Origin of the sequence: Gluconobacter sp., from assembly GCF_047722525.1 — a bacterium.
Taxonomy (GTDB): Bacteria; Pseudomonadota; Alphaproteobacteria; order Acetobacterales; family Acetobacteraceae; genus Gluconobacter.
The window spans coordinates 279,756-300,176 of the sequence record NZ_JBDNYY010000001.1 but is presented as its reverse complement, the minus strand read 5'-3'; the positions used below and the strand labels follow the sequence as shown (position 1 = coordinate 300,176).

Genomic DNA, 20,421 nt, shown 5'->3' with positions numbered 1-20,421 from the left:
ATGCCACCCTCTTTCGAAGGACAGACAATTTCATGGCCCTGCTCAAGATTGCCCGCATGGGTAACCCCGTCCTGCATCAGGTGGCACAGGCCGTTTCTGACCCGAAAAGCCCGGAAATCCAGTCGCTCATCGCGGACATGATGGAAACGATGGCAGATGCCCGCGGCGCCGGGCTTGCCGCGCCCCAGGTTCATCAGCCCCTGCGGATCTTCGTCTATCACGTTCCCACGAACCGTGTCGCGAATCCCGAAGAGGCATTGCTGCCCCGTGTGCTCATCAACCCCGAAATCACGCCGGTCGGCGATGACATGATGATCTGTAGTGAAGGATGCCTGTCGATTCCGGGTCTGCGTGCCGATGTGCCGCGTCATGCGAAGGTGCGCTATTCCGGGCTGGACGAAAACGGCGAGGCGGTCGAAGGCGAGGCGACGGGTTTTCACGCCAATGTGCTGCAGCATGAGAACGACCACCTGAACGGTATCCTCTACCCGCAGCGCATCACCGATTTTAACCGCTTCGGATATGTGGAGGAAATTCTCCGGTGACCTCCCGCCTCATGGAAGCACCTTCATCCGCCACCGCGCATCTCTATCTGCGGGAAGACCGTATCCGTCAGTCCTACGAAGCCATGATGTTGGCCTGGCGGACCCTCAATGCCGACTGCGAAATCCTTCTGCGTGAAAAGGGGCTGGGTCCGGCCCATCATCGCATCCTTTTCCTGACCGCCGCCCATCCCGGCATTACACCCGGCGCCCTTCTGAACAGCCTTGGCATTACAAAACAGTCTCTGGGGCGTGCTCTGGGAGACCTGCGGGAGCGCAAACTGCTGACGCAGGAAGAAGACCTCCACGACCGCCGCAGACGCCCTCTGCGACTGACGGAGACGGGGGAGGCACTTGAGCGTGAACTGTTCCTCATGATTCGCGAAGTCATGACCCGGGCCTATCGGGAAGCCGGAATGACATCTGTGGAGGGGTTCCGACGCGTCCTCACACCCCTTCAGGTTCCAGTGGAAAGCCCTGCACGATGAGCGACGAGCATATTCTGGTCGTCGATGACGACCCGCGTCTCCTGCGTCTGCTCCAGCGTTACCTGTCCGAGAACGGCTACCGTGTCAGTACGGCGCTGGATGCCCTGAGCGCCCGTGAAGTCCTGCAACGCATCCAGCCCGACGCTCTCGTCCTCGACGTCACCATGCCGGGCGAGGATGGCCTGTCCCTGACGAACAGCCTGCGCAGGGACGGGCTGTCGCTCCCGATTCTGCTTCTGACGGCGCGTGGCGAACCCGCGGACCGGATCGGCGGCCTGGAAGCGGGGGCTGATGACTATCTGGGCAAACCTTTCGAGCCTCGCGAACTCCTTCTGCGTCTGCGTGCCCATCTCCGCAGGGTCGTGCCTGCTCTGCCGGTGGTCGATGAGATGCCTGACACGCTACGTCTGGGAGAACTGGACTTTGACGTCAAACGCGGCCTCCTCAGCGGTCCCCATGGTCCGGTCCATCTGACCGGAGGCGAGGCTGCCCTGCTGGGCGTCCTGACCACCCGGCCCGGGACGGTCCTGTCTCGCGAAGCCATTGCCCGGGCGCTTGAAATGGATGAGATCGGTGAGCGTGCGGTCGATGTTCAGGTCACCCGTCTGCGTCGTCGCATCGAACCCGATCCCAAGGAACCGCGTTTTCTTCATACCGTTCGCGGGAAGGGCTATGTTCTCAAACCTGGACGCTGATCCGACCCCAGAACGGGAGGACGTCTGGCAGAAACTGGATCGTCCCCTGAGGCGTTTTCTGCCGCGTTCCCTGATGGGACGATCAATGCTGATCGTCCTCATTCCGCTGCTTGTCACGCAGGCTATTGCGCTGGGCCTGTTCTACGGCACTTACCTGAATGTCGTCTCCCGGCGCCTGTCAGATGGCGTTACGGGCGAAGTCTCGCTCGTCATGGCGATGATCGAGCACAGTTCTTCCGAAGCTGAACGGGACCTCACGCTTCAGGACGCCTCGTCCCGGACCCAGATGGGCTTCTCCTTCCATGCGGGCGAAAAGCTGGTACGGCAGGGAACCAACCACGTGCTCGGTCCGATGGACGATGATTTCGCGCGCTCCATCAGGCAGAATCTTGGCCGCCCCTATAATGTGGACTGGTCGGAGTCTTTCCAGACCGTCCGGGCATCCATCCAGCTTCCGGACGGCGTGATGGTGGTCATGGTGCCGGTGAAGCGGCTGAATATCGGGCCGATCTGGCTCTTTGTCGTCTGGGCCGTCAGCAGTTCCATTCTGCTGTTCCTGATTGCGGGCCTGTTCATGCGCAATCAGGTGCGGGCCATCCGTCGTCTGGGTCATGCTGCTGAACTGTTCGGAATGGGGCGGGACCAGGGGCCTATCCGTCCTCAGGGCGCGCGGGAAGTCCGTCAGGCCGCCATTGCTTTCAACCGCATGCAGGCGCGCGTCAATCGCTTCGTAGCGCAGAGGACGGCGGTTCTCGCTGGCGTCTCGCACGATCTGCGGACGCCTCTGACCCGTTTACGCCTCACCGTTGCCATGATCCCGACGTCCGGCACGCTCCGCGCCGAAACTCTCAGGCCGGATCTTGCGGATATGGTCACTGATATTGAGGATATGGAACGCCTGATTGGCAGCTACCTGTCATTTGCACGTGGAGAGGGCGCGGAGGAGCCTGTCCCGATTGATCTCCGGGGAATGCTGGATGATGTCGCCGCCGCCACTGTGCGGGCCGGGGGAGAGGTTCTGGGTGTCGAGGGGCGGGAGGGCGTGGAAGCTGTGGTGCGTCCCGATGCCCTGCGGCGCGTCCTGACGAATCTTGCGGAAAATGCACGCCGTCATGGGGGCGCGATGCGCTTCTCCCTGCGTGAAGGAGAGCGGAATATCGAGATCACGGTTGAAGACAATGGCCCAGGACTGTCAGCCAGCCGTCGGGCTGCCATTTCGGAACTCAACGCGACCAGCGGAAGTCAGGACGGAAAAAGCGGTCTGGGGCTGACGATCGTACGGGACATCATTCACGCCCATGGTGGATCAATCCGCCTGATGGACAGCCCGCTGGGAGGTCTGGGCGTTATGCTCAGTCTCCCGAAATAGTCATGTCTCCAGAGGCTCAGGGCAGGCTGTTGCCTGCGCCACCATTGCCGGTGCCCTGATTGCCAAGCGGTCCTGTGCTGCCACCGAACTGGCTGCTCATGCCGCTCATCGGGTTATAGCGGCCGACATTGCCCAGCAGTTCCTGCAGGATGGAAGAGCTGGTGCCCGGGGTCGGTGTCTTGGCCCCGACCATCCCGACATACATCGCGTTCTTCTTGTTCAGCGTGTCCATCTTGCGCAGGACTCCGCCGTTGTCGAAATTCAGGACCACGACCTGCTGCTTCTTCACACTCGGGAAGGTCAGCGGTGTTGGGGACGTGATCATGGACACATAGATCCAGGTGTTGTCGTCGAAGGTCGCATGGGCGGTCGGCGAACCGAGCAGGTCCAGCACATCCGTACGGGTGCTCGTTCCGGGAATGAGCTGTGCGTAATCGGTCTTTTCGATCAGGGAGCCCCTCGGCTCGGGAATCGGGGAAAAGAACGAGCATCCGCCGAGCAGCAGCGGGACACATGCGACGCCGGCCTGTGCGAAACGGCGAAGGAGGCGTGTTCTGCTTTGGGGCGTCGGGGAAGATGCGTTATTCATGGATCCGGAAACTATCCTGTGCAAGAGAACCGCTCAAATGAGCGCGTGCCCGAATGCCGCCTGCATGTCAACGATTTCCCCCATTTTCCGGGGGCTGGAGTACCTGAATGTCCCATTCCCCCGAATTTTCCCGACGTATCCCCTTCAATCGGCTGGGATCGGGACTGGACGAGACGATCGAGGCTTCGTCCGCTGAGCGCAAGGCCCTGGCGGCGCGTCTGGGAATCCCCGAGATCGAAAGCCTGACCTGTCGTTTCCGACTGACGCCTTCCGATAACCGGAGCGTTCTTGCGGAAGGCCATCTTTCGGCCAGGGTCACGCAGGTCTGTGTCATCACGTCCGAACCTTTCGAGGATATGCTGGCTGAGACGTTCTTCCTGCGCTTCATCCCTGAAGCCGATATGCCGGAAGACGAATTCGACATCGATTCCATCGATCTGGACGGTCCGGATGAGGTTCCTCATGACGGAAAAGCCCTCGATATCGGAGAGGCTGCGGCCGAACAGCTTGCCCTGATGCTGGACCCATATCCGCGTAAACCCGGCGTCGGACTGGAAAATGCAGTTGACGTGGCCCCTGCGGAAGGGGAAGAAGGGGCACAGTTGTCTGGCGAGGGGCCGGATGGCCCACGCCGTCCCAACCCGTTTTCGGCACTTTCCGTGCTGAAAAACGGGGACAAGAAAGAATAAAATCCCACGTCTGACTTGCGGGTTGCCCCGGGCTCTGCTAGAGCCGCCCGCCTGAACTCGACGTAATTACGAGACGACGAACAACAGGGCACCGGATGCCGCGGGGAGCGGAGCAGGGGTGCCGACACTGAAGCAGAAAGAGGCATAAAAGCCATGGCCGTCCCTAAAAGAAAGACTACGCCGTCCCGTCGTGGCATGCGTCGCAGCCACCAAGCCCTGGGTGTCGAGGCTCATGCAGAGTGCTCGAACTGTGGCGAGATGAAGCGTCCGCACCATGTTTGCAGCCATTGTGGCCATTACGACGGCCGTGAAGTGGTCGTTGCTGGAAACAGCGGCAAGGGCCTGAAGACCGCCGTCCGCGCCTGATCCCTACCTGCGGGTCCGTAGCTTCCAGAGAGCGCGGCCCGCATCTGTGATGCTGTCCGGGAAACTGTCTCAATGACCAAAGCGCCTGTCACGCCCGAACGTGACATCGCGGCCTCCGGGCCTTATGCCCTTGCCGTCGATGCGATGGGTGGTGACAGGGCTCCGGATATCGTCCTTGCCGGACTCGATCTGGCCGCCGACCGGCATCCCAAGGCCCGGATTCTCCTGATCGGAGACGAAAGCCTTCTCAAGCCGGCTCTGGAAAAATATCCCAAAGCTGCCCGTCTGTGCGATATCCGCCATTCTGCGGCGAGTATTCCCATGGACATGAAACCGACTGCGGCGCTTCGCGTCCGCGGATCGTCCATGCGTATGGCCATGGAAGCTGTCGCCGCCGGTGAAGCCCAGGGGGTCGTCTCTGCGGGCAACAGCGGTGCGATGCTGGCGCTGGCCAAGATCATCGTCAAAGCACTTCCCGGCATTTCCCGTCCGGCCATGATCGCTGTCGAGCCTTCCGCCCGCGGCGATATCGTGATGCTCGATCTGGGGGCAAACATTGCCTGCGATGCCCGCAACCTGGTCGAATTCGCGATCATGGGTGAGGCGTTTGCGCAGGCGGCTCTTGGTCTTCCGTCTCCCACGATTGGCCTTCTCAATGTTGGCTCGGAAGAGCTGAAGGGTGATGACCGTCTGCGGCAGGCTTCCGAACGCCTGCGGGCCAGTCCACTCGCCCCCCAGTTCCATGGTTTCGTCGAGGGACATGACATCACGGCCGGGACCACGGATGTGGTTGTGACGGATGGTTTTACGGGCAATGTCGCCCTGAAAACCGGTGAAGGCGCGCTCAAGCTGGCCTTCAGCCTTCTTCGGCGCGTGTTCGAGACAAACCTGCTGACCCGTCTGGGGTATCTTCTGGTCAAACCGGGGCTGGAGCGGATGCGGGAATGGATTGACCCCCGTCGCTACAACGGCGCCCTGTTTGTCGGGCTGAACGGTATTGTCGTGAAGTCGCATGGTGGCGCGGATGGTGAAGGTTTTGCCGCAGCCGTGGATGTTGCCATGGACGCCGTCACGCACCATCTCAATGACAAGATCCGCGATCGTCTGGAGCAGTTGGGAATGGGGGCTCCCGCGCCGGTCGTTCCCGTGTCCGTCAAGGCCGCCCCTGAACCTGTGAGCTGAAAAACATGTCCGATCCCATTCGTGTCCGCCTGACGGGTGTCGGGGGCTACCTGCCGCGCGACGTCATCACCAATGACGATCTGGCGGGGAAATACAGCATCGAAACCTCGGACGAATGGATCAGGACCCGCACCGGGATAGCCCAGCGGCATATCGTCTCCGGTGATGAGACCACAGCCAGCATGGCCGCAGAAGCCGCCCGTCAGGCGCTGGATCATGCCGGAGTTGCGGCTTCGGACGTCGACGCCATTCTGGTTGCCACTTCCACCCCTGATCAGGTTTTTCCGGCCGTTGCCGTACAGGTTCAGGCCCTGCTTGGCATGACTGCGGGATTCGGCTTCGACATCAGTGCGGCCTGCTCGGGCTTCGTCTATGCTCTGGCCACCGCTCGGGCCCTGATGCAGTCCGGACAGGCGAAAAAAATCCTGGTGATCGGCAGCGAAGTCTTCTCACGCCTGCTCGACTGGAATGACCGCTCCACCTGTGTTCTGTTTGGCGATGGTGCGGGGGCGGTCCTGCTCGAAACCGGTGGGGAGGAAGGTGAAGGGATCCTGTCCACGCATCTGCATTCGGACGGCCGGACCGGGGATATCCTTTACGTGGACGGTGCTGTGGGCTGTCCGTCCACATCGCAGCATCTGCGCATGCAGGGACGTGAGGTGTTCCGTCATGCTGTCGTCAAGCTTTCGCAGGCCGTGGATGAGGCTTTGGCCGCCAATGGCCTGACCGGGCAGGATATCCAGTGGATGGTGCCCCATCAGGCCAATCTGCGGATCATCGACGGGATGGCAAAGAAACTCGCGCTTCCATCGGATCGGGTCGTCGTGACCGTGGACCGTCATGCCAACACGTCGGCGGCCTCGATCCCGCTGGCCCTGAACGAAGCGGTGCGTGACGGGCGTATCCAGAAGGGCGATCTGGTGCTGATGGAAGCACTGGGGGGTGGCCTGACCTGGGGGTCCGCTCTCATCCGGATGTAAGGCTGCTCTTCGTCATAGAGCAGGTTAATGATTGATTCCTTTGACTGTTCTGAGCGTCATGATACGCAAGTGACATGAGCACAGTCACGCGCGCGAATCTTGTTGAGCACCTCTATAGTCGTGTCGGTCTTTCCCGGCACGATTCCTCCATGATTCTCGAAAGCCTTCTGGGCGTGATCTCAGACCGTCTAGAAGCAGGTGAATCCGTGAAACTGAGCGGATTCGGAACATTCTCCGTCCGCCAGAAGGGCGAGCGCATCGGGCGTAATCCCAAGACCGGTGTGGAAGTTCCCATTCTGCCACGGTCCGTTCTGGTGTTCAGACCTTCCCAACTGCTGAGGGACCGCATGAACGGTTCCGAAAATGCCGCAGCGGCCGAGGCCTCGTCCCATGACAGATAATTCCAGCGCCCAGGCGATTATGGTGTCGTCAAACGACGAATTCTCCACCAGTCCCGAGAAGGTCAAAAAGGCGCCTGAAGCCTACCGTACCATCAGCGAAGTTGCCGAAGAACTTCATATTCCCCAGCATCGTCTGCGCTCCTGGGAAACCATCTATCCGGGCGTAAAGCCGTTCCGGGGAGAAAGCGGTCGCCGTTATTACAGCCCCGAGCATATTGAAACGCTTCGGCTGATTTCGGATCTGCTTTACGTGCAGGGTTACAAGGGGCAGGGGGTTCTCCGGGTTCTGAGGGAACGGCGTGCGCAGAAGGTCCGTTCGGCACAGAAAGCGTTTCCGGAGACTAGTGCTGAAGAGCTTCCCGCCGTCACTGCCGCGACTGGACCTCAAGACAGTGTTTTGGAAGTGACCGAAGCCGCTCTTCCTCCAGTGGTCACGATTGCGCTGCCGGAGGAGGGTGTTCCGGTGTCCGGAGAAACCGCGCACGCAGATGTGGTGATTGAAAGCGAAGAGGATTTTCCCGCACCTGTAGAAGATCCTGCCGACGAAATCGTTTTCCCGGAGCTTCCGCCAACCGCTCATGACGTCACAGTGACGGAAACGATTGACATCCCGGCAGAAATTGCGATCCCCGAAGCCGAAGCCGAAGCCGAAGCCGAAGCCGAAGCCGAAGCCGAAGCCGAAGCTCCCGATTCTGCGCTGCTGATGACCCTGCGCGATGAAAACGAGCTTCTTTTCAGCACACTGGAAAAAACCGAGGCTGAAAACGGTCTGCTGCGTTCGGAACTCCGTGAGATTCTCGAAGAGCTTCAGAATTTGAGAAATCTTCTGCCCATCTAGTCACAATCCCCCATTGCGGTGATGGCGGGACACTGCTAAACCACCGCCACCGCAGGACGACGGGCAGTAGCGCAGCCTGGTAGCGCACCAGTCTGGGGGACTGGGGGTCGTGGGTTCGAATCCCGCCTGCCCGACCAGTCCTGCGGTAATTTCCTTTCCTTACGAATCTGTCTCCGCTGCATAGACGCCCTTGCGGGGGTTGGTCTCTGTCCACAGTGTCCAGAGCAGGTGCAGCGCCGACATGATGGCCGGCCCAAGAAACAGGCCCAGCAGGCCCCAGGTCTCGGCACCACCCAGAATCCCCAGCAGAACCCACAGAAACGGCATTTTCGTGCTGCCGCCAATCAGGGCAGGGCGAATGAAATGGTCCGCGATGAAGATCACGACGGATCCGATGGCCGCGACGACAATCGCTCCGATCATGCTGCTCTTTGCCAGTAGCAGCACGGCGACCAGTCCGACTGTCGGCCATGCCAGAAACGGGATCATGGCTGCCACGGCTGTCACCATCGCAAACAGCAGAGGCTGGGGGGCGCCCGTCGCCATGTAGACGATACCCATGATGGCGCCTTCTCCCAGACCCACCAGAACAAGTCCGGCCAGCGTACCGTGAACCGAAGAGATCATCTGCTTGGCCAGGCTTTCGCCCTGTTCACCGAACAGGCGCTGGGATCCGAGCAGGCATTTGCGGATCACGCTGTCGCCATCCTTGAGCAGGAAGAACAGCGTCAGGAGCGAGAAGGCGAACAGCGTTCCGCGGCGGGCAAGCTGTGAACCGACCTGCTTGGTCATCTGCATTCCATGTCCCACATCCACCGAATGAAGCAGATGGGAGAGGCGCTGGGGGCTCGTCATGTGGTTCTGCCACCAGTTGGTCGCCTGAGCAGACAGGAACGGCAGATGCGGCACCCATTCCGGCATCGGAATACCGTTGTTCCGCACATCGTCAATCCATTCCAGTGCGCTCCGGGCCTCATCCGCAACCTTCACGCCCACCAGCGAGACCGGGACCAGGAAGATCAGCGCCACGGCCAGTGTAAAGACCAGAGGGAGCCAGTCGCTCCGACCGAAGCGCAGTTCGGCGCGCCGGTAGAGCGGCCAGATCGAAATGGTAAAGACACAGCCCCACAGGAGCGCCGGCAGGAAGCCCTTGAGTGTGTACAGGCCGATCGCCACGAAGAAGAGCGCCAGAAAGCCCCTGGCGCGCCGCTGGATCGTTCCGGTTGAGGCTGAGGCCTCTATTGTGATGGTGTCGGGCGAAGGAGAGGGAGAAAGGTCGGTCATGAGAATTCCGGAGTGAAAACATGCCTGAACTGTCGTCCTGCCCAGAGAGTTCTGGCCCGACGAGAGAAGTCCGGATGAGGAAAAATATAGAAAGCCTGAGAAACGTCGTTCCGCATAATGGGATTACTGCCTTGCGGAATTATTCCACGGGAACGCTTTCGAATGAAGAGCAGCCCGTCTGGATGGTCAGTCCAACGGCCTGCTGGCTAAACCGTTTCTGATAGGCCTGACGGATGGCCTTCAGGTAAGGCTGTAGATTACGGTCTGAAGAGGGGGCCACAATCCAGACGATTCGGGACGCTTCACGGATCACTCTGTGCCCAGCCGCATCATACCACTGGCCCTGACTGTCAAAGACGGTAAAACCTGCCGGAAAGCGCGGTGTGATCTCACGGTCCACAAATCCCTGCCAGTCGTCACCATCAATCACGCTGCCATCGGGCCGCGTCAGACCGAACATCAGCCGGATCTGCAATCCGTCACGGGTCTGGATTTCACGGCACAGATTGGGGGTCACACTGACCGGTACGATGCAGCCACCCAGCAGAGGCGCCGTCAGCACCAGCAGAGCAAGCGCCTTTCTCACGCAGCCTGCCCCTTCAGGGCGTTCCTCAGAAGAGTGGCTTCGGCAGGTTCGAACAGGCCCCGGCGAATGAAGAGGTCAATCAGCACAAGATTGACATTGAACTTGAACGCATCGGTATCACGCACCAGCGCCATGACCTCATCGATCGGCAGAAGGTGAAAACTCTCCACCTCGCCATCCTCCGCAACCGGCACAAATTCTTCAGGCAGCAGCAGGTCATAGCAGTGCAGCACATCGCGGCGCAGTCCCTCGGGCCGCTCGAGCGCATATTCGATCCGGCTGACATAGCGCGCCGTCGCGGCCAGTTCGGCCGGGATACCGGCTTCCTCCTGAGCTTCCTTGATGACAGTTGTCTGCGGATCAAGTCCTGCGCTCATGCCGCCGGCCACCAGATGATCCAGCTTTCCCGGGTCCAGCCGCTTGCTCATGCTGCGACGGGCCACCCACAGGAACAGGCCTTCCGCACGTTCGACCAGTCCGTTCAGATGGACACCCTCGGCGGCCAGCCCCAGAACCGGAATGGCTCCCCGGTCCACCTGTCCCAGTACAAGCCCGCTGTCGCTGCGGACGTCGAAAGCCTCGTCATGGGAAGCATAAAGCCCCATCTCGCAAAGTGTGCGGGAGAGCGGAAAAAGCTCTGACCCGGCTTTCACCCCAAAACCCGGACCCTGCTGAAGGCCGAGGGTTTCGAGCATCTGCGCTGTCGCAGGACTGACCCAGCCGATCTGTTCGGCCGCGCAGGAAAACGGGCTGCGGCCGCCCGGCAGGACCGCGCTGTTGCAGGCCGCGATATGCTGGAGAAAAGGCTTGAGGGCAGGGGGAGGATATTTGTCAGACACAGGCCGATATGTCGCACGCAGACAGGTATTTGCAAAGCATTGCCCGCACTTCCCATAGTCTGCACATGCTCAAGAAAACCGATTCGACGTCTGAAGCGCTTCCCCTGCGGGTTCTGTGGCCCCTGATCCGTCCCGAGAAACTCTGGCCCGACGCCACACGCATTAGTTTTGCACTGATCATTCTTCTGGTGGAAAGTGCCACCGCCGTGGCCACGCCCTGGCTCTTCAGCCGCATGGTCAGCAGCCTCTCGCGCCCGGAAACCCTGCTGGCTGTTCCGGTATGGCTGATTGGCCAGTATGCGGTCATCCGCGTCATCTCGGGGCTGGCGACGCCGTTACGGGAACTCCTGGTCAAGCCCGTCGAAACGGACCTTCAGCGCCGCGTTGCCGTTCTCGGCCTTCGGCATCTGCATGACCTGAGTGTCCGCTTCCATCTGGACCGCCAGACCGGTTCCCTGACCCGGACCCTCGACCGGGGCGCGGATGCCGTCGGAACACTCCTGTCACTGGCCCTGTTCAGCGTCCTGCCAAACGTCATCGAACTCATCATGACGCTGACGGTCATTCTGAAGATATTCGACTGGCGTTATGTCGTGCTCCTTCTGATTGCGCTCGGACTGTATTCCGCCGTCTCCTATGGTTTTACCCGTCTGCGGATGACAGCACGACGCGCCCGCAACCGTGCCAGCAATCATGCCCAGCACCAGTTGGTGGACAGCATTCTGAATTTCGAGACGGTCCGCAGTTTTGCCAATGAGCCTCATGAAATCGCCCGTTACGATGCTGCCCGCAAAGATCTTCGTCAGGCCGAGATCAGCCTCCAGCGTTATGTCAGCCTGTCCCAGGTCAGCCGTGGCCTTCTGATCGCGGCGACCACAACAACCCTTCTGGCTATGGCGGCCCATGATATCGTGATGCATCGTCTGGCCGTGGCGCAGTTCGTTCTGATCGGCAGCTATCTGAGTGGTCTCTATTCATCCGTGGGCGCACTCAATTATGTCAGTGCGGGCTGGCGGAATGCCCGTGTCGATCTGGAGAACTATCTCGAACTGCTCGCCATTCGCTCTGAAATCACCCGTGCCCCCCAGCCCGTGCATCTGCCCGGCAAGCTGTCGGAAGCTGGCGCGGCAGCCGTCGAGTTCCGGCATGTTTCCTTTGGCTACAGCCCGGCCCGGCAGATTCTGCATGACGTCTCCATCAATGTGCCCGCAGGGACATCCCTGGCCATCGTCGGCCACACAGGCTCGGGCAAATCCACTCTGGGGCGTCTGCTGACCCGCGCCTACGACCCGACGGAAGGTGCTGTCTGTATTGATGGTCACGATCTGCGTGACATTGCCCCGACCGACATCCAGAACATCATCGGTACGGTTCCGCAGGATACGGTGCTCTTCAATTCCAGCATCGGCGAGAATATTGCCTATGGCGACCTGTCGGCATCGTCCGGGGACATTGAAAGAGCCGCCCGCAGCGCGCAGATCGATGTCTTCATTCGCGAACTGCCTGATGGGTATGATACGGTTGTTGGCGAACGCGGCCTCAAGCTTTCCGGGGGCGAAAAGCAGCGCGTGGCCATTGCCCGGGTTATTCTCAAGGATCCCCGTATCCTGCTGCTGGACGAAGCTACAAGCGCACTCGACACCCGCACGGAGGTCGCCATCCAGCAGGAGCTTGCAGTGCTCTCACAGGCCCGTACCACGGTTATTGTCGCGCATCGCCTTTCCACGGTTCAGGACGCCGACCGCATCGTGGTGCTTGACGCCGGGCGTGTGGTGGAGCAGGGAAGTCACATGGAACTGCTGTCCGCAGGTGGCCATTATGCCGCAATGTGGGCCGCACAGGCCGGAGAAAACGTAGTCAGGGGTTGACGAAGGCCCCAACCTTACGTCATAAGCCGCGCCTGATTTACGGAACACGCCGGACCTCGCTGTCCTGCGTCATCCAGCATCGAGGAAAGTACCACCATGTCTCGCCGTTGCCAGATCACGGGCAAGGGCGTGCTGACGGGCAACAACGTCAGCCACGCCAATAACAAGTCCCGCCGTCGTTTTCTCCCGAACCTGCAGGAGACCACGCTGATCTCCGATATTCTCGGTGCTTCGGTGCGTATGCGCCTGTCCACCAATGGTATCCGCACGGTTGAGCACAATGGTGGGCTGGATTCGTTCCTGCTGGGTACGCCGAACCGCAAGCTTCCGACGGAAGCCCAGGTCATCAAGCGCCGTATCCTGCGCGCCCAGGAACGCAAGGCTGCCCAGACCGCCTGAGAAATCTTTGCCGAACTTCGGTTTGGCAACAAGATTGCTCTTGAAAACCATGGCGGTCTGCGTCATTCAGCCGCCACTGGGATAAATCAGGTTCGGTCCTTTCACAGGACCGCAGCGGAGGTGTTTCGGTTCAGGCTGAAACACCTTTCATTGTATTTTGGAGGTTCTCCGTGTCCGAAAGCGTTCAGGAAGCCAAGTCGGCTCTCTCGAAGATTCGCAACATCGGTATTACCGCGCATATCGATGCCGGTAAGACCACGACGACCGAGCGTATCCTGTATTACACGGGTGTCTCTCACAAGATCGGTGAGGTCCACGAAGGCAACACCACCACCGACTACATGGCGCAGGAGCGTGAGCGTGGCATCACGATCACCTCGGCTGCCGTGACGTGTGAGTGGAACGACCACCGCATCAACATCATCGACACCCCGGGCCACATCGACTTCAACATCGAAGTCAACCGTTCGCTCCGCGTGCTCGATGGCGCGATCTTCGTGATCGAAGGCGTGGCCGGCGTGCAGCCGCAGTCCGAAACGAACTGGCGCCTCGCTGACCGTTATAACGTTCCGCGCATCATCTTCATCAACAAGCTCGACCGTACCGGTGCGGACTTCTACTACGCCTTCAGCACGCTGAAGGAGAAGCTCGATATCGTTGCAGTGCCGCTGCAGCTCCCGATCGGTGCCGAAGAAAACTTCGTGGGCGTGGTCGACCTGGTCGAGATGCGCGCCATCGTGTGGGAAGGCGGCGAACTCGGTGCCAAGTTCCACTACGAAGAGATTCCTGACGATCTGAAGGAAAAGGCTGCCGAAGCCCGCCAGACGCTGCTCGATACGGCTCTCGCCATGGACGACGCTGCCATGGAAGAGTATTTCGAGAAGGGCGACGTTGACGTCGAGACCCTGAAGAAGTGCATCAAGAAGGGCGCGATTTCCGGTGAATTCCGTCCCGTCATGTGCGGTACGGCTTTCAAGAACAAGGGCGTGCAGCCCCTGCTCGACGCCGTTATCGACTACCTGCCGGCTCCTGACGAAGTCGAAGGCATCCGTATTGCTCCGCCGGAAGACGAAGAAGTCGATGAAGACTTCCTGCCGATCGTTCCGGTCGATCCGGATGGCAAGTTCGCTGGTCTGGCCTTCAAGATCATTTCCGACAAGTACGGCACGCTGACCTTCGTTCGCGTTTATCGTGGCGTCCTGAACTCCGGTGACACCATCCTGAACACGACGAAGGGTCACAAGGAACGCGTTGGCCGCATGTTCCAGATGCACGCCGACAAGCGTCAGGAAGTGAAGTCCGTTGGTGCCGGTGACATCGCCGCATTCGTGGGCCTCAAGGACACCGTCACGGGTGACACGCTTGCCGATGCTGCCGATCCGGTGGTTCTGGAGCGTATGCAGTTCCCGGTTCCGGTCATCGACATCTCCGTCGAGCCGAAGACCAAGGACGCTGTCGAGAAGATGACGCTGGCTCTGCAGAAGCTGACGGCCGAAGACCCGTCCCTGCATCTCAAGACCGATCAGGAAACGGGTCAGACCATCCTGTCCGGCATGGGCGAGCTTCACCTCGACATCATCGTTGACCGTCTGCGTCGTGAATACGGCGTCGATGCCAACATCGGTGCACCGCAGGTGGCCTATCGTGAGACGATCACGAAGCCGCATATCGAGACCTACACCCACAAGAAGCAGTCGGGTGGTTCGGGTCAGTTCGCTGAAGTCAAGATTGAGTTCGCTCCGTCTGACAAGCCGGACGAGATCATCTTCACGAACAAGGTCGTCGGCGGTACGGTTCCGAAGGAATACATCCCGGCAGTCGAAAAGGGCATCCGCATGCAGAGCACCACGGGTGTTCTCGCCGGCTTCCCGACCGTGGACTTCCAGTTCACGCTGCTCGACGGTAAGTACCATGACGTTGACTCGTCGGCTCTGGCCTTCGAAATCGCCGCCAAGGCCTGCTTCCGTGAAGGCATGAAGAACGCCGGTCCGGTGATCCTCGAGCCGATCATGGACGTGGAAATCACGACGCCGAACGATCACGTCGGTGACGTGGTGGGCGATCTTAACCGTCGCCGTGGCATCATCCAGAGCCAGGAAACTGCTGGTTCGACCGTCATGATCCGTGCACAGGTGCCGCTGAAGGAAATGTTTGGCTACATCTCGCACCTGCGTTCTGCAACGAAGGGTCGTGCGTCCTTCACCATGCAGTTCCATCACTACGATCCGGTGCCGCGCAACGTGGCTGAAGAAATCATCGCGAAGTCCGCCTGATTTCTTCACTCCGGTGATACATCAGACCCCGCCAGAGCAATCTGGCGGGGTTTTTTGTGTTCCTCCTTCAAGGAAAGACCTGATGTTTCAGTCTGAACCCCGGAGATCCGTCATCGCCATTCTGTCCGTGAACGATCTCGCGCAGACCGAGCAGTTCTTTGCGGTCCTCGGTTTCTCGTTTCATGACGGGAGTTTGACCGAATACAGGCGGCTGGATGGCAGAAGGCGAAGAACTCCATCTGACGCAGGCTTTTCCCGGCTGGGTGGAGATCGGGCGCAATCCGTTTAGTCTCTATATTCGTCGCCCGGATGTGGATGCGCTGGCGCCGGCCTTCGCGGATCAGGTCCTTGAGAAGGAAGGGCCATCGATCAGGTCCTGGGGCATCTACGAATTTGCGGTCAATGGGCCTGACGGCGTCCTTGTGCGGATCGGCTGGCCTGTCCGTAAGAGCTGAGCACAAAAAAGGGCGGCGGAAGGTTGCCCCTCCGCCGCCCTTTCGTGTCCCGTCAGGAATCAGTGCAGGTTGTCTGTGCGACGGATGAATGCCGCGACATTGTCATGAAGCTGTTGAAGGGTCGTCGGATCCACATAGACCATGTGGCCGGACGTGTACTGCGCGTACTCGATGTTCTTCTGCAGGCTGGTTGGCATCGGCAGATGCTTCATCTCATACACGCCTTCGAAATATGGCGTTGCGAGATCGTAATAGCCCGCGTTGAGCATCACATGCAGGTTCGGGTTGGTCTTCATCGCCATGGCCAGATCCGTCATGACGTTCGGCTCGCCCTTCGGCTGATAGCCGTGGCCGGGCTGGCGGTGATGGCTGTCCCAGTGTCCTTCGCTGTTATACAGGCGATAGTCCTCGTCCGTGCCATATTTGAGCGTGTTGCGGACATAGTCGTTGAAGACCGTGACATAGGCCGAACTGATGGCGCTGGACTGCGGATCGTAGTCCACCTCCTGACTCATCGGGTCGATTGTCGGGCTTGAATAGCGCGTGTCCAGACGGCCGGTTGCCATGCCTGTCTTGGCCTGAAGCTGCTGGTCGAACTCGCCGCCATTGACCCGCAGGTCAGCACGCAGGATGTAATCGACCGGCAGACCCGTATAGTCATGCAGCTTCGCCGCAATTGCCTGACGCTGATCGGCTGGCAGATCCGCACCCTGACGCAGGGCCAGTGTGTAGTCGGTCATCGCAAAATGCTCGACTTCATGCAGGAACGCTTTCAGATCCGGATGTTCGGCAGGCAGGCAGTGATGATACCAGGCCGTTGCCGCATAGGTCGGCAGGGCCAGTACATAGGGATCGTCCATGCCGGCATTGAACTGAGGGCTGTCATCGCTGTTGTCGTAGTTCAGGATCTGCGACAGCAGGATTACGCCGTTGAAATCGATGTTTTCGTCCTGCTCAAGGTCATTGATGACCACGGCCGAGCGCATCGTGCCGTAGCTTTCGCCGAACAGGTATTTCGGCGAGTTGTAACGGTGATACTTGGCCAGAAACTTCGAGATGAAATGCGTGAAGGCCTCGCCGTCACCATCGACGCCCAGAAACTCCTTGGCAGCATCCTTGCCGGCAATTCGCGAGAAGCCGGTCCCCGGCGCATCAACGAAAACGACGTCCGACACGTCCAGAAGAGACTGCGGGTTGTTGATGAGCGCGTAGGGGGCAGCCGGCAGATGCGTATCCCCCGGCGTGTTCACACGACGCGGACCGAATGTCCCCATATGCACCCAGACGGAGGCCGAGCCCGGGCCGCCATTATACAGGAACGTGATGGGGCGCTTTTCGGACGGCACGCCTTCCTTGAAATAGGCAGTATAGAACATGGACGCGACCGGCGCATTCTTGCTGTCGTCATCCTTGCCGCCATCAAGCTTGGTGCCGCGTCTGGCCAGCACGTCGCGGGAATCGTTGTAATCGGCGCCATGAACCAGAATGGTGCCCGCGACCGCCCGGTAAGGGATGGTCGCGCCATTCACGGTCACCGTTCCGTTCGTCACGCTGTCAGCATTGGGTGCCGGTGTCGCGGGACCTGCGGCCAGAGCAGGCACAGCCATTATGGCTGCACCCAGAAGGAGGGCCTTGCGAAGCATGCAGGGAACTTTCCGTTAGGGTTTGTTACGCGAGCTTTCTAAACGCACGCTGCCCTTATCGACAAGAGTTCCGGCCCCTGTGTCCTGCCTTAGCCGAAAGCCCGGTTGGCGTGCATGATCGCAATGCCGACTTCACGCAGCAGCGCAAAACAGCGCGACAGCGGCTCGAAGATTTCCTCATGTTCGCGCGCAAAACCTGCGGCTTCGGCGGCGCCCCCCGGTTCTCCGAAATCAAGGTTCGCAACGCTGGGGGCTGTCACGGGGAACAGATCCTCCAGGAGGTGCAGCGCATGCGGCACATCCAGACAGAGGATGAGGTTCGTGATGGCTTCCCGCGTCAGGCTGTTTCGCGGTCCGAAATAGGGAATACGCGTCGAGAGTTCCCACAGCCGGTCGATCAGGGCGAAGCGGATCGCATGGAGCAGCTTCTCGCGGGCGTCCATGCGCGGGGCATCCGGCCATGCTGCACGCAGGGCGATATGATCCGCCTGAACGCGGCGGAACATCGCGGGGCCACTGGCCCAGAAGCGCAGCAGTTCCAGGCCATGTGAAATGGCCAGCAGGCTCTGTCGTTCTTCATCGCTCTGCGCCTTCGCCGCCCGGTCCAGCCAGGTTCCCGGATCGAGCTGATGGATCGTGGTCCGAAGAACATCCAGATCGGAATGGGCCAGCGCCTGACGCGCAAAATCCATGGCCTCCCGGAAGCGTGATGACTCCGTGGCAAACTGCTCGAACGTCTCCGGGTGCCGCTGTGCTGCATTGCCCAGCCCATGCAGCACATTCGCCCACCAGCCGAGCTGCTGAAGGATCGCATTGTTGGGAATGGCGCGGAGCTGACCCGGATGGGTGATGCGCGTCACCGTGGCCGCGTCCGACTGACGGGCCGAAGGGCGCGATCCCGTCTTGTCGATCAGGGCTGGCCCGAATGCGCTCAGCAGCGCCGCATAACCCGGATCATCGACCAGGGCTCCCATGTCCAGCGCAATCGTGGAGAAGAAATCCGCTGCGAAGTCAGGGCGCGTATAGACGGGATCTTTCGTGTCCTGTGGAACTTCGGCCGTATGTTCCGCAAGGGTCGCGATTGTTGATGCCGCAATGGCTCTGGTGCCAAACAGCGTGTAGCCGTCACCGCCCTGAAATGCCGTCTCAACGCGACAGCCGATCCCGGCTTCCCGCATGGCCAGACGTGTGCGGGCAGGGGAGAAATAATCGAGGCGCTGGCGCAGACTGAACGGATGCGCGCCCCGCCCGATGCTTTCGCCATGCGTGTCGAACAGTGTCAGGGAGACGTCTTCAAGTCCGTGCTCTGCCAGCAGGGAGAGGGTTCGCATCCGCAGACGCTCGACCAGATTGGTTGCGGCCAACTGCCCCACATAACGTCCCGAATCGGAATACCCGAACTGAAGCGACAGACGCCCGTTCGCCCGCAGATAGTCGCGCCAGTGACTCGAACGGAACGCCTCTTCCAGAATGGTCTCGCCATTTTCGAGAGCACTTTCCGTCTCGAACAGCGGAGAGATCTCGATCTGGTGATCCTGGATGCCGAACAGCCGCGCCAGCCACAGGGTGGCCAGCAGTGTGTAGCCGCTCTCGGTTTCGGCGATGAGGAAGCGGATGGGCGATCCTGAATCGATGTGCTTGAGGATCTGCGCCATCGTCATCATCAGGCGCGCCGCAGAGGCCGGTTCGACCAGCAGGGCGCCGAAATCCACGGCGCGGGGTGTCAGATCCGAAAGGGCCTCGTCGATCTTTGCCAGCAGCACACGCCGGCGGGAGGGCAGGGCAGGATCATCGGTCAGTCCGAGCCTCGTCCGTGCCACGTTGTAGATCTGTGCGGCATTCAGGCGTGTGTGGATGCGCGCAATCCCAAGTCCGTGGTTCATGAATCCCGCACGGATGGTCCGCAGTTGCAGCCGGTCTTCCTCATTCAGTCCGGCTGCCGCGTCCTGGAACAGTGGGACAAGCTCGCTTGCCTCCAGCAGCGCCTTCTCACGGTGGGAAATCAGCGTCTGTGCGAAATCGCGGATCGTCTCCGGGCTTGCATCCCGTCCGGTCGGGCAGGCGGCATGCTGCGTCTTTACCGCCTCGATCGCACGGCGCGCGCGCATGGCCAGCGCACTTTCCTGCAGCCCCAGCCGTTCCAGCCCGTCGGTCAGACGGTGAAGCTGGGAGGATTTCAGCTCAAGCCGGATCCGCAGCGTGTCCCACCAGCCGATGTCATTACGTCCATCGGTATCAAACCCGACCCAGCTCGCCAGAATTACGGGAGATGGATCGACCTGTCCCGCTTCACCTGACCATCGCTGGGACATCTCCCGAAGAAGTGCCGCTGTCAGGTCGTCAAGCGCATCCCGCCCGCGCAGAATGGCTGCCAGTGCCAGAGCCTGTTCCTGTGCCAGCGTCGGGGGGGCGGGACGGCGATGTGTTTTCAGGCATGGAATCGCAAGCTCCGGATTTTCAGCGCGCTCGGTCAGGATATCATAGACACGATCCGCCAGCGCGAAGGTCGGATGCGCGGTGAAAACGGCAGCAATTTTCGGCACTGTCAGCGAGGCCGCATCCGGAGCCTGATCGACCAGACGCTTCGCCACGGCCTCAAGCCGCTCCTGCGGATCAGCCACATCCAGGCCGACATAGGATCGCAGATGGGCAGCCCGCTCCACGAAATGTTCATCACGCAGGGCGCGGACGACATTCTCGATTTCAGTTAGCTGCGTCTTGTCCTCAATCCGGTCATCTTCGGACAGGCCCTGCCCAATGGATGCAATCAGATCCGAGAGGCCATCGCGCTCATGGAGAAGTCGTGACGTCATGGCGTCAATGCGGTCATGGAGGGACGGATCGAGCCGGGAGGCGCAGTCAGACATCGGGAGCAGTCTCGCTTCTGCGGAAAAGAAAGTGGAACGAAAACGGGGCCGCAATACTTTTCACGCCC

General features: G+C 60.3%; 20 protein-coding genes and 1 tRNA gene. 15 read left to right on the top strand and 6 right to left on the bottom strand.

The window, feature by feature from the left end; genetic code table 11:
• The first annotated feature begins 32 nt into the window (after positions 1-32).
• Genes def through ABF859_RS01410 form a run of 4 tightly spaced genes read left to right on the top strand, consistent with a single transcriptional unit; the run spans position 33 to position 3,094 of the window.
• Positions 33-545, top strand: coding sequence for a peptide deformylase (gene def / locus ABF859_RS01425; protein ID WP_415525415.1), 513 nt, complete (start codon positions 33-35; stop codon positions 543-545).
• Positions 542-1,030 carry a MarR family winged helix-turn-helix transcriptional regulator gene (locus ABF859_RS01420; protein ID WP_415525413.1) on the top strand — a complete coding sequence of 163 codons (489 nt, stop codon included), beginning with the start codon at positions 542-544 and terminating at the stop codon, positions 1,028-1,030. Before def ends, ABF859_RS01420 begins: the two co-directional genes overlap by 4 nt.
• Positions 1,027-1,725 (top strand): response regulator, encoded by a 699-nt coding sequence (locus tag ABF859_RS01415; RefSeq protein ID WP_415525411.1) that lies wholly within the window; start codon positions 1,027-1,029, stop codon positions 1,723-1,725. Before ABF859_RS01420 ends, ABF859_RS01415 begins: the two co-directional genes overlap by 4 nt.
• Positions 1,703-3,094, top strand: coding sequence for an ATP-binding protein (locus ABF859_RS01410; protein ID WP_415525409.1), 1,392 nt, complete (start codon positions 1,703-1,705; stop codon positions 3,092-3,094). The genes ABF859_RS01415 and ABF859_RS01410 overlap by 23 nt, the downstream gene beginning before the upstream one ends.
• Before the next feature lie 16 nt (positions 3,095-3,110).
• Here ABF859_RS01410 and ABF859_RS01405 read toward each other — a convergent pair whose 3' ends face one another.
• The gene (locus ABF859_RS01405) at positions 3,111-3,683 is read right to left on the bottom strand and encodes an outer membrane protein assembly factor BamE (RefSeq protein WP_415525407.1); all 573 of its coding nucleotides are present in this window, start codon (positions 3,681-3,683) and stop codon (positions 3,111-3,113) included.
• A gap of 107 nt (positions 3,684-3,790) precedes the next feature.
• Between ABF859_RS01405 and ABF859_RS01400 the strand changes: the two genes are divergently transcribed.
• The 7 genes from ABF859_RS01400 (at position 3,791) to ABF859_RS01370 (ending at position 8,276) form a co-directional block, all read left to right on the top strand.
• Entirely contained in the window at positions 3,791-4,372 is a 582-nt protein-coding gene (locus ABF859_RS01400) for a DUF177 domain-containing protein (RefSeq protein WP_415525405.1), read from the top strand.
• 153 nt (positions 4,373-4,525) lie between these two features.
• Entirely contained in the window at positions 4,526-4,738 is a 213-nt protein-coding gene (gene rpmF / locus ABF859_RS01395; protein ID WP_415525403.1) for a 50S ribosomal protein L32, read from the top strand.
• A 72-nt stretch (positions 4,739-4,810) separates the two neighbouring features.
• Positions 4,811-5,920 (top strand): phosphate acyltransferase PlsX, encoded by a 1,110-nt coding sequence (gene plsX / locus ABF859_RS01390; RefSeq protein ID WP_415525401.1) that lies wholly within the window; start codon positions 4,811-4,813, stop codon positions 5,918-5,920.
• A gap of 5 nt (positions 5,921-5,925) precedes the next feature.
• On the top strand, positions 5,926-6,900 hold the full coding sequence (locus ABF859_RS01385) for a beta-ketoacyl-ACP synthase III (RefSeq protein ID WP_415525399.1): 975 nt from the start codon (positions 5,926-5,928) through the stop codon (positions 6,898-6,900).
• Positions 6,901-6,974: 74 nt separating this feature from the next.
• Entirely contained in the window at positions 6,975-7,301 is a 327-nt protein-coding gene (locus ABF859_RS01380) for an integration host factor subunit alpha (protein ID WP_415525397.1), read from the top strand.
• The gene (locus ABF859_RS01375) at positions 7,291-8,139 is read left to right on the top strand and encodes a MerR family transcriptional regulator (RefSeq protein ID WP_415525395.1); all 849 of its coding nucleotides are present in this window, start codon (positions 7,291-7,293) and stop codon (positions 8,137-8,139) included. Before ABF859_RS01380 ends, ABF859_RS01375 begins: the two co-directional genes overlap by 11 nt.
• Positions 8,140-8,199: 60 nt before the next feature.
• Positions 8,200-8,276: transfer RNA gene (locus ABF859_RS01370), tRNA-Pro, on the top strand.
• A gap of 22 nt (positions 8,277-8,298) precedes the next feature.
• Here ABF859_RS01370 and ABF859_RS01365 read toward each other — a convergent pair.
• The 3 genes from ABF859_RS01365 to ABF859_RS01355 all read right to left on the bottom strand — a co-directional run bounded on the left by ABF859_RS01365 (position 8,299) and on the right by ABF859_RS01355 (position 10,848).
• Entirely contained in the window at positions 8,299-9,423 is a 1,125-nt protein-coding gene (locus ABF859_RS01365; protein WP_415525393.1) for an AI-2E family transporter, read from the bottom strand.
• A gap of 139 nt (positions 9,424-9,562) precedes the next feature.
• A complete protein-coding gene (locus ABF859_RS01360; RefSeq protein ID WP_415525391.1) occupies positions 9,563-10,009 on the bottom strand; it encodes a DUF3574 domain-containing protein in 447 nt (148 codons plus the stop codon).
• A complete protein-coding gene (locus tag ABF859_RS01355) occupies positions 10,006-10,848 on the bottom strand; it encodes an NUDIX hydrolase (protein ID WP_415525389.1) in 843 nt (280 codons plus the stop codon). Before ABF859_RS01355 ends, ABF859_RS01360 begins: the two co-directional genes overlap by 4 nt.
• A gap of 65 nt (positions 10,849-10,913) precedes the next feature.
• Here ABF859_RS01355 and ABF859_RS01350 point away from each other — a divergent pair, with 65 nt between their 5' ends.
• The 4 genes from ABF859_RS01350 to ABF859_RS01335 all read left to right on the top strand — a co-directional run bounded on the left by ABF859_RS01350 (position 10,914) and on the right by ABF859_RS01335 (position 15,843).
• Entirely contained in the window at positions 10,914-12,716 is a 1,803-nt protein-coding gene (locus ABF859_RS01350; protein ID WP_415525387.1) for an ABCB family ABC transporter ATP-binding protein/permease, read from the top strand.
• Positions 12,717-12,812: 96 nt separating this feature from the next.
• Positions 12,813-13,115, top strand: coding sequence for a 50S ribosomal protein L28 (gene rpmB, locus ABF859_RS01345; protein WP_062510124.1), 303 nt, complete (start codon positions 12,813-12,815; stop codon positions 13,113-13,115).
• Between the two features lie 170 nt (positions 13,116-13,285).
• Positions 13,286-15,388, top strand: coding sequence for an elongation factor G (gene fusA, locus ABF859_RS01340; RefSeq protein ID WP_415525385.1), 2,103 nt, complete (start codon positions 13,286-13,288; stop codon positions 15,386-15,388).
• A gap of 215 nt (positions 15,389-15,603) precedes the next feature.
• The gene (locus ABF859_RS01335) at positions 15,604-15,843 is read left to right on the top strand and encodes a hypothetical protein (protein WP_415525383.1); all 240 of its coding nucleotides are present in this window, start codon (positions 15,604-15,606) and stop codon (positions 15,841-15,843) included.
• A gap of 59 nt (positions 15,844-15,902) precedes the next feature.
• On the opposite strand, the gene ABF859_RS01330 is transcribed toward ABF859_RS01335, so the two are convergent.
• Both ABF859_RS01330 and ABF859_RS01325 read right to left on the bottom strand, forming a co-directional pair.
• Complete coding sequence (locus ABF859_RS01330) at positions 15,903-17,486, bottom strand: S10 family peptidase (RefSeq protein ID WP_415525381.1); 1,584 nt, start codon at positions 17,484-17,486, stop codon at positions 15,903-15,905.
• An 89-nt stretch (positions 17,487-17,575) separates the two neighbouring features.
• Entirely contained in the window at positions 17,576-20,353 is a 2,778-nt protein-coding gene (locus ABF859_RS01325; RefSeq protein ID WP_415525379.1) for a phosphoenolpyruvate carboxylase, read from the bottom strand.
• Between the last annotated feature and the right edge of the window lie 68 nt (positions 20,354-20,421).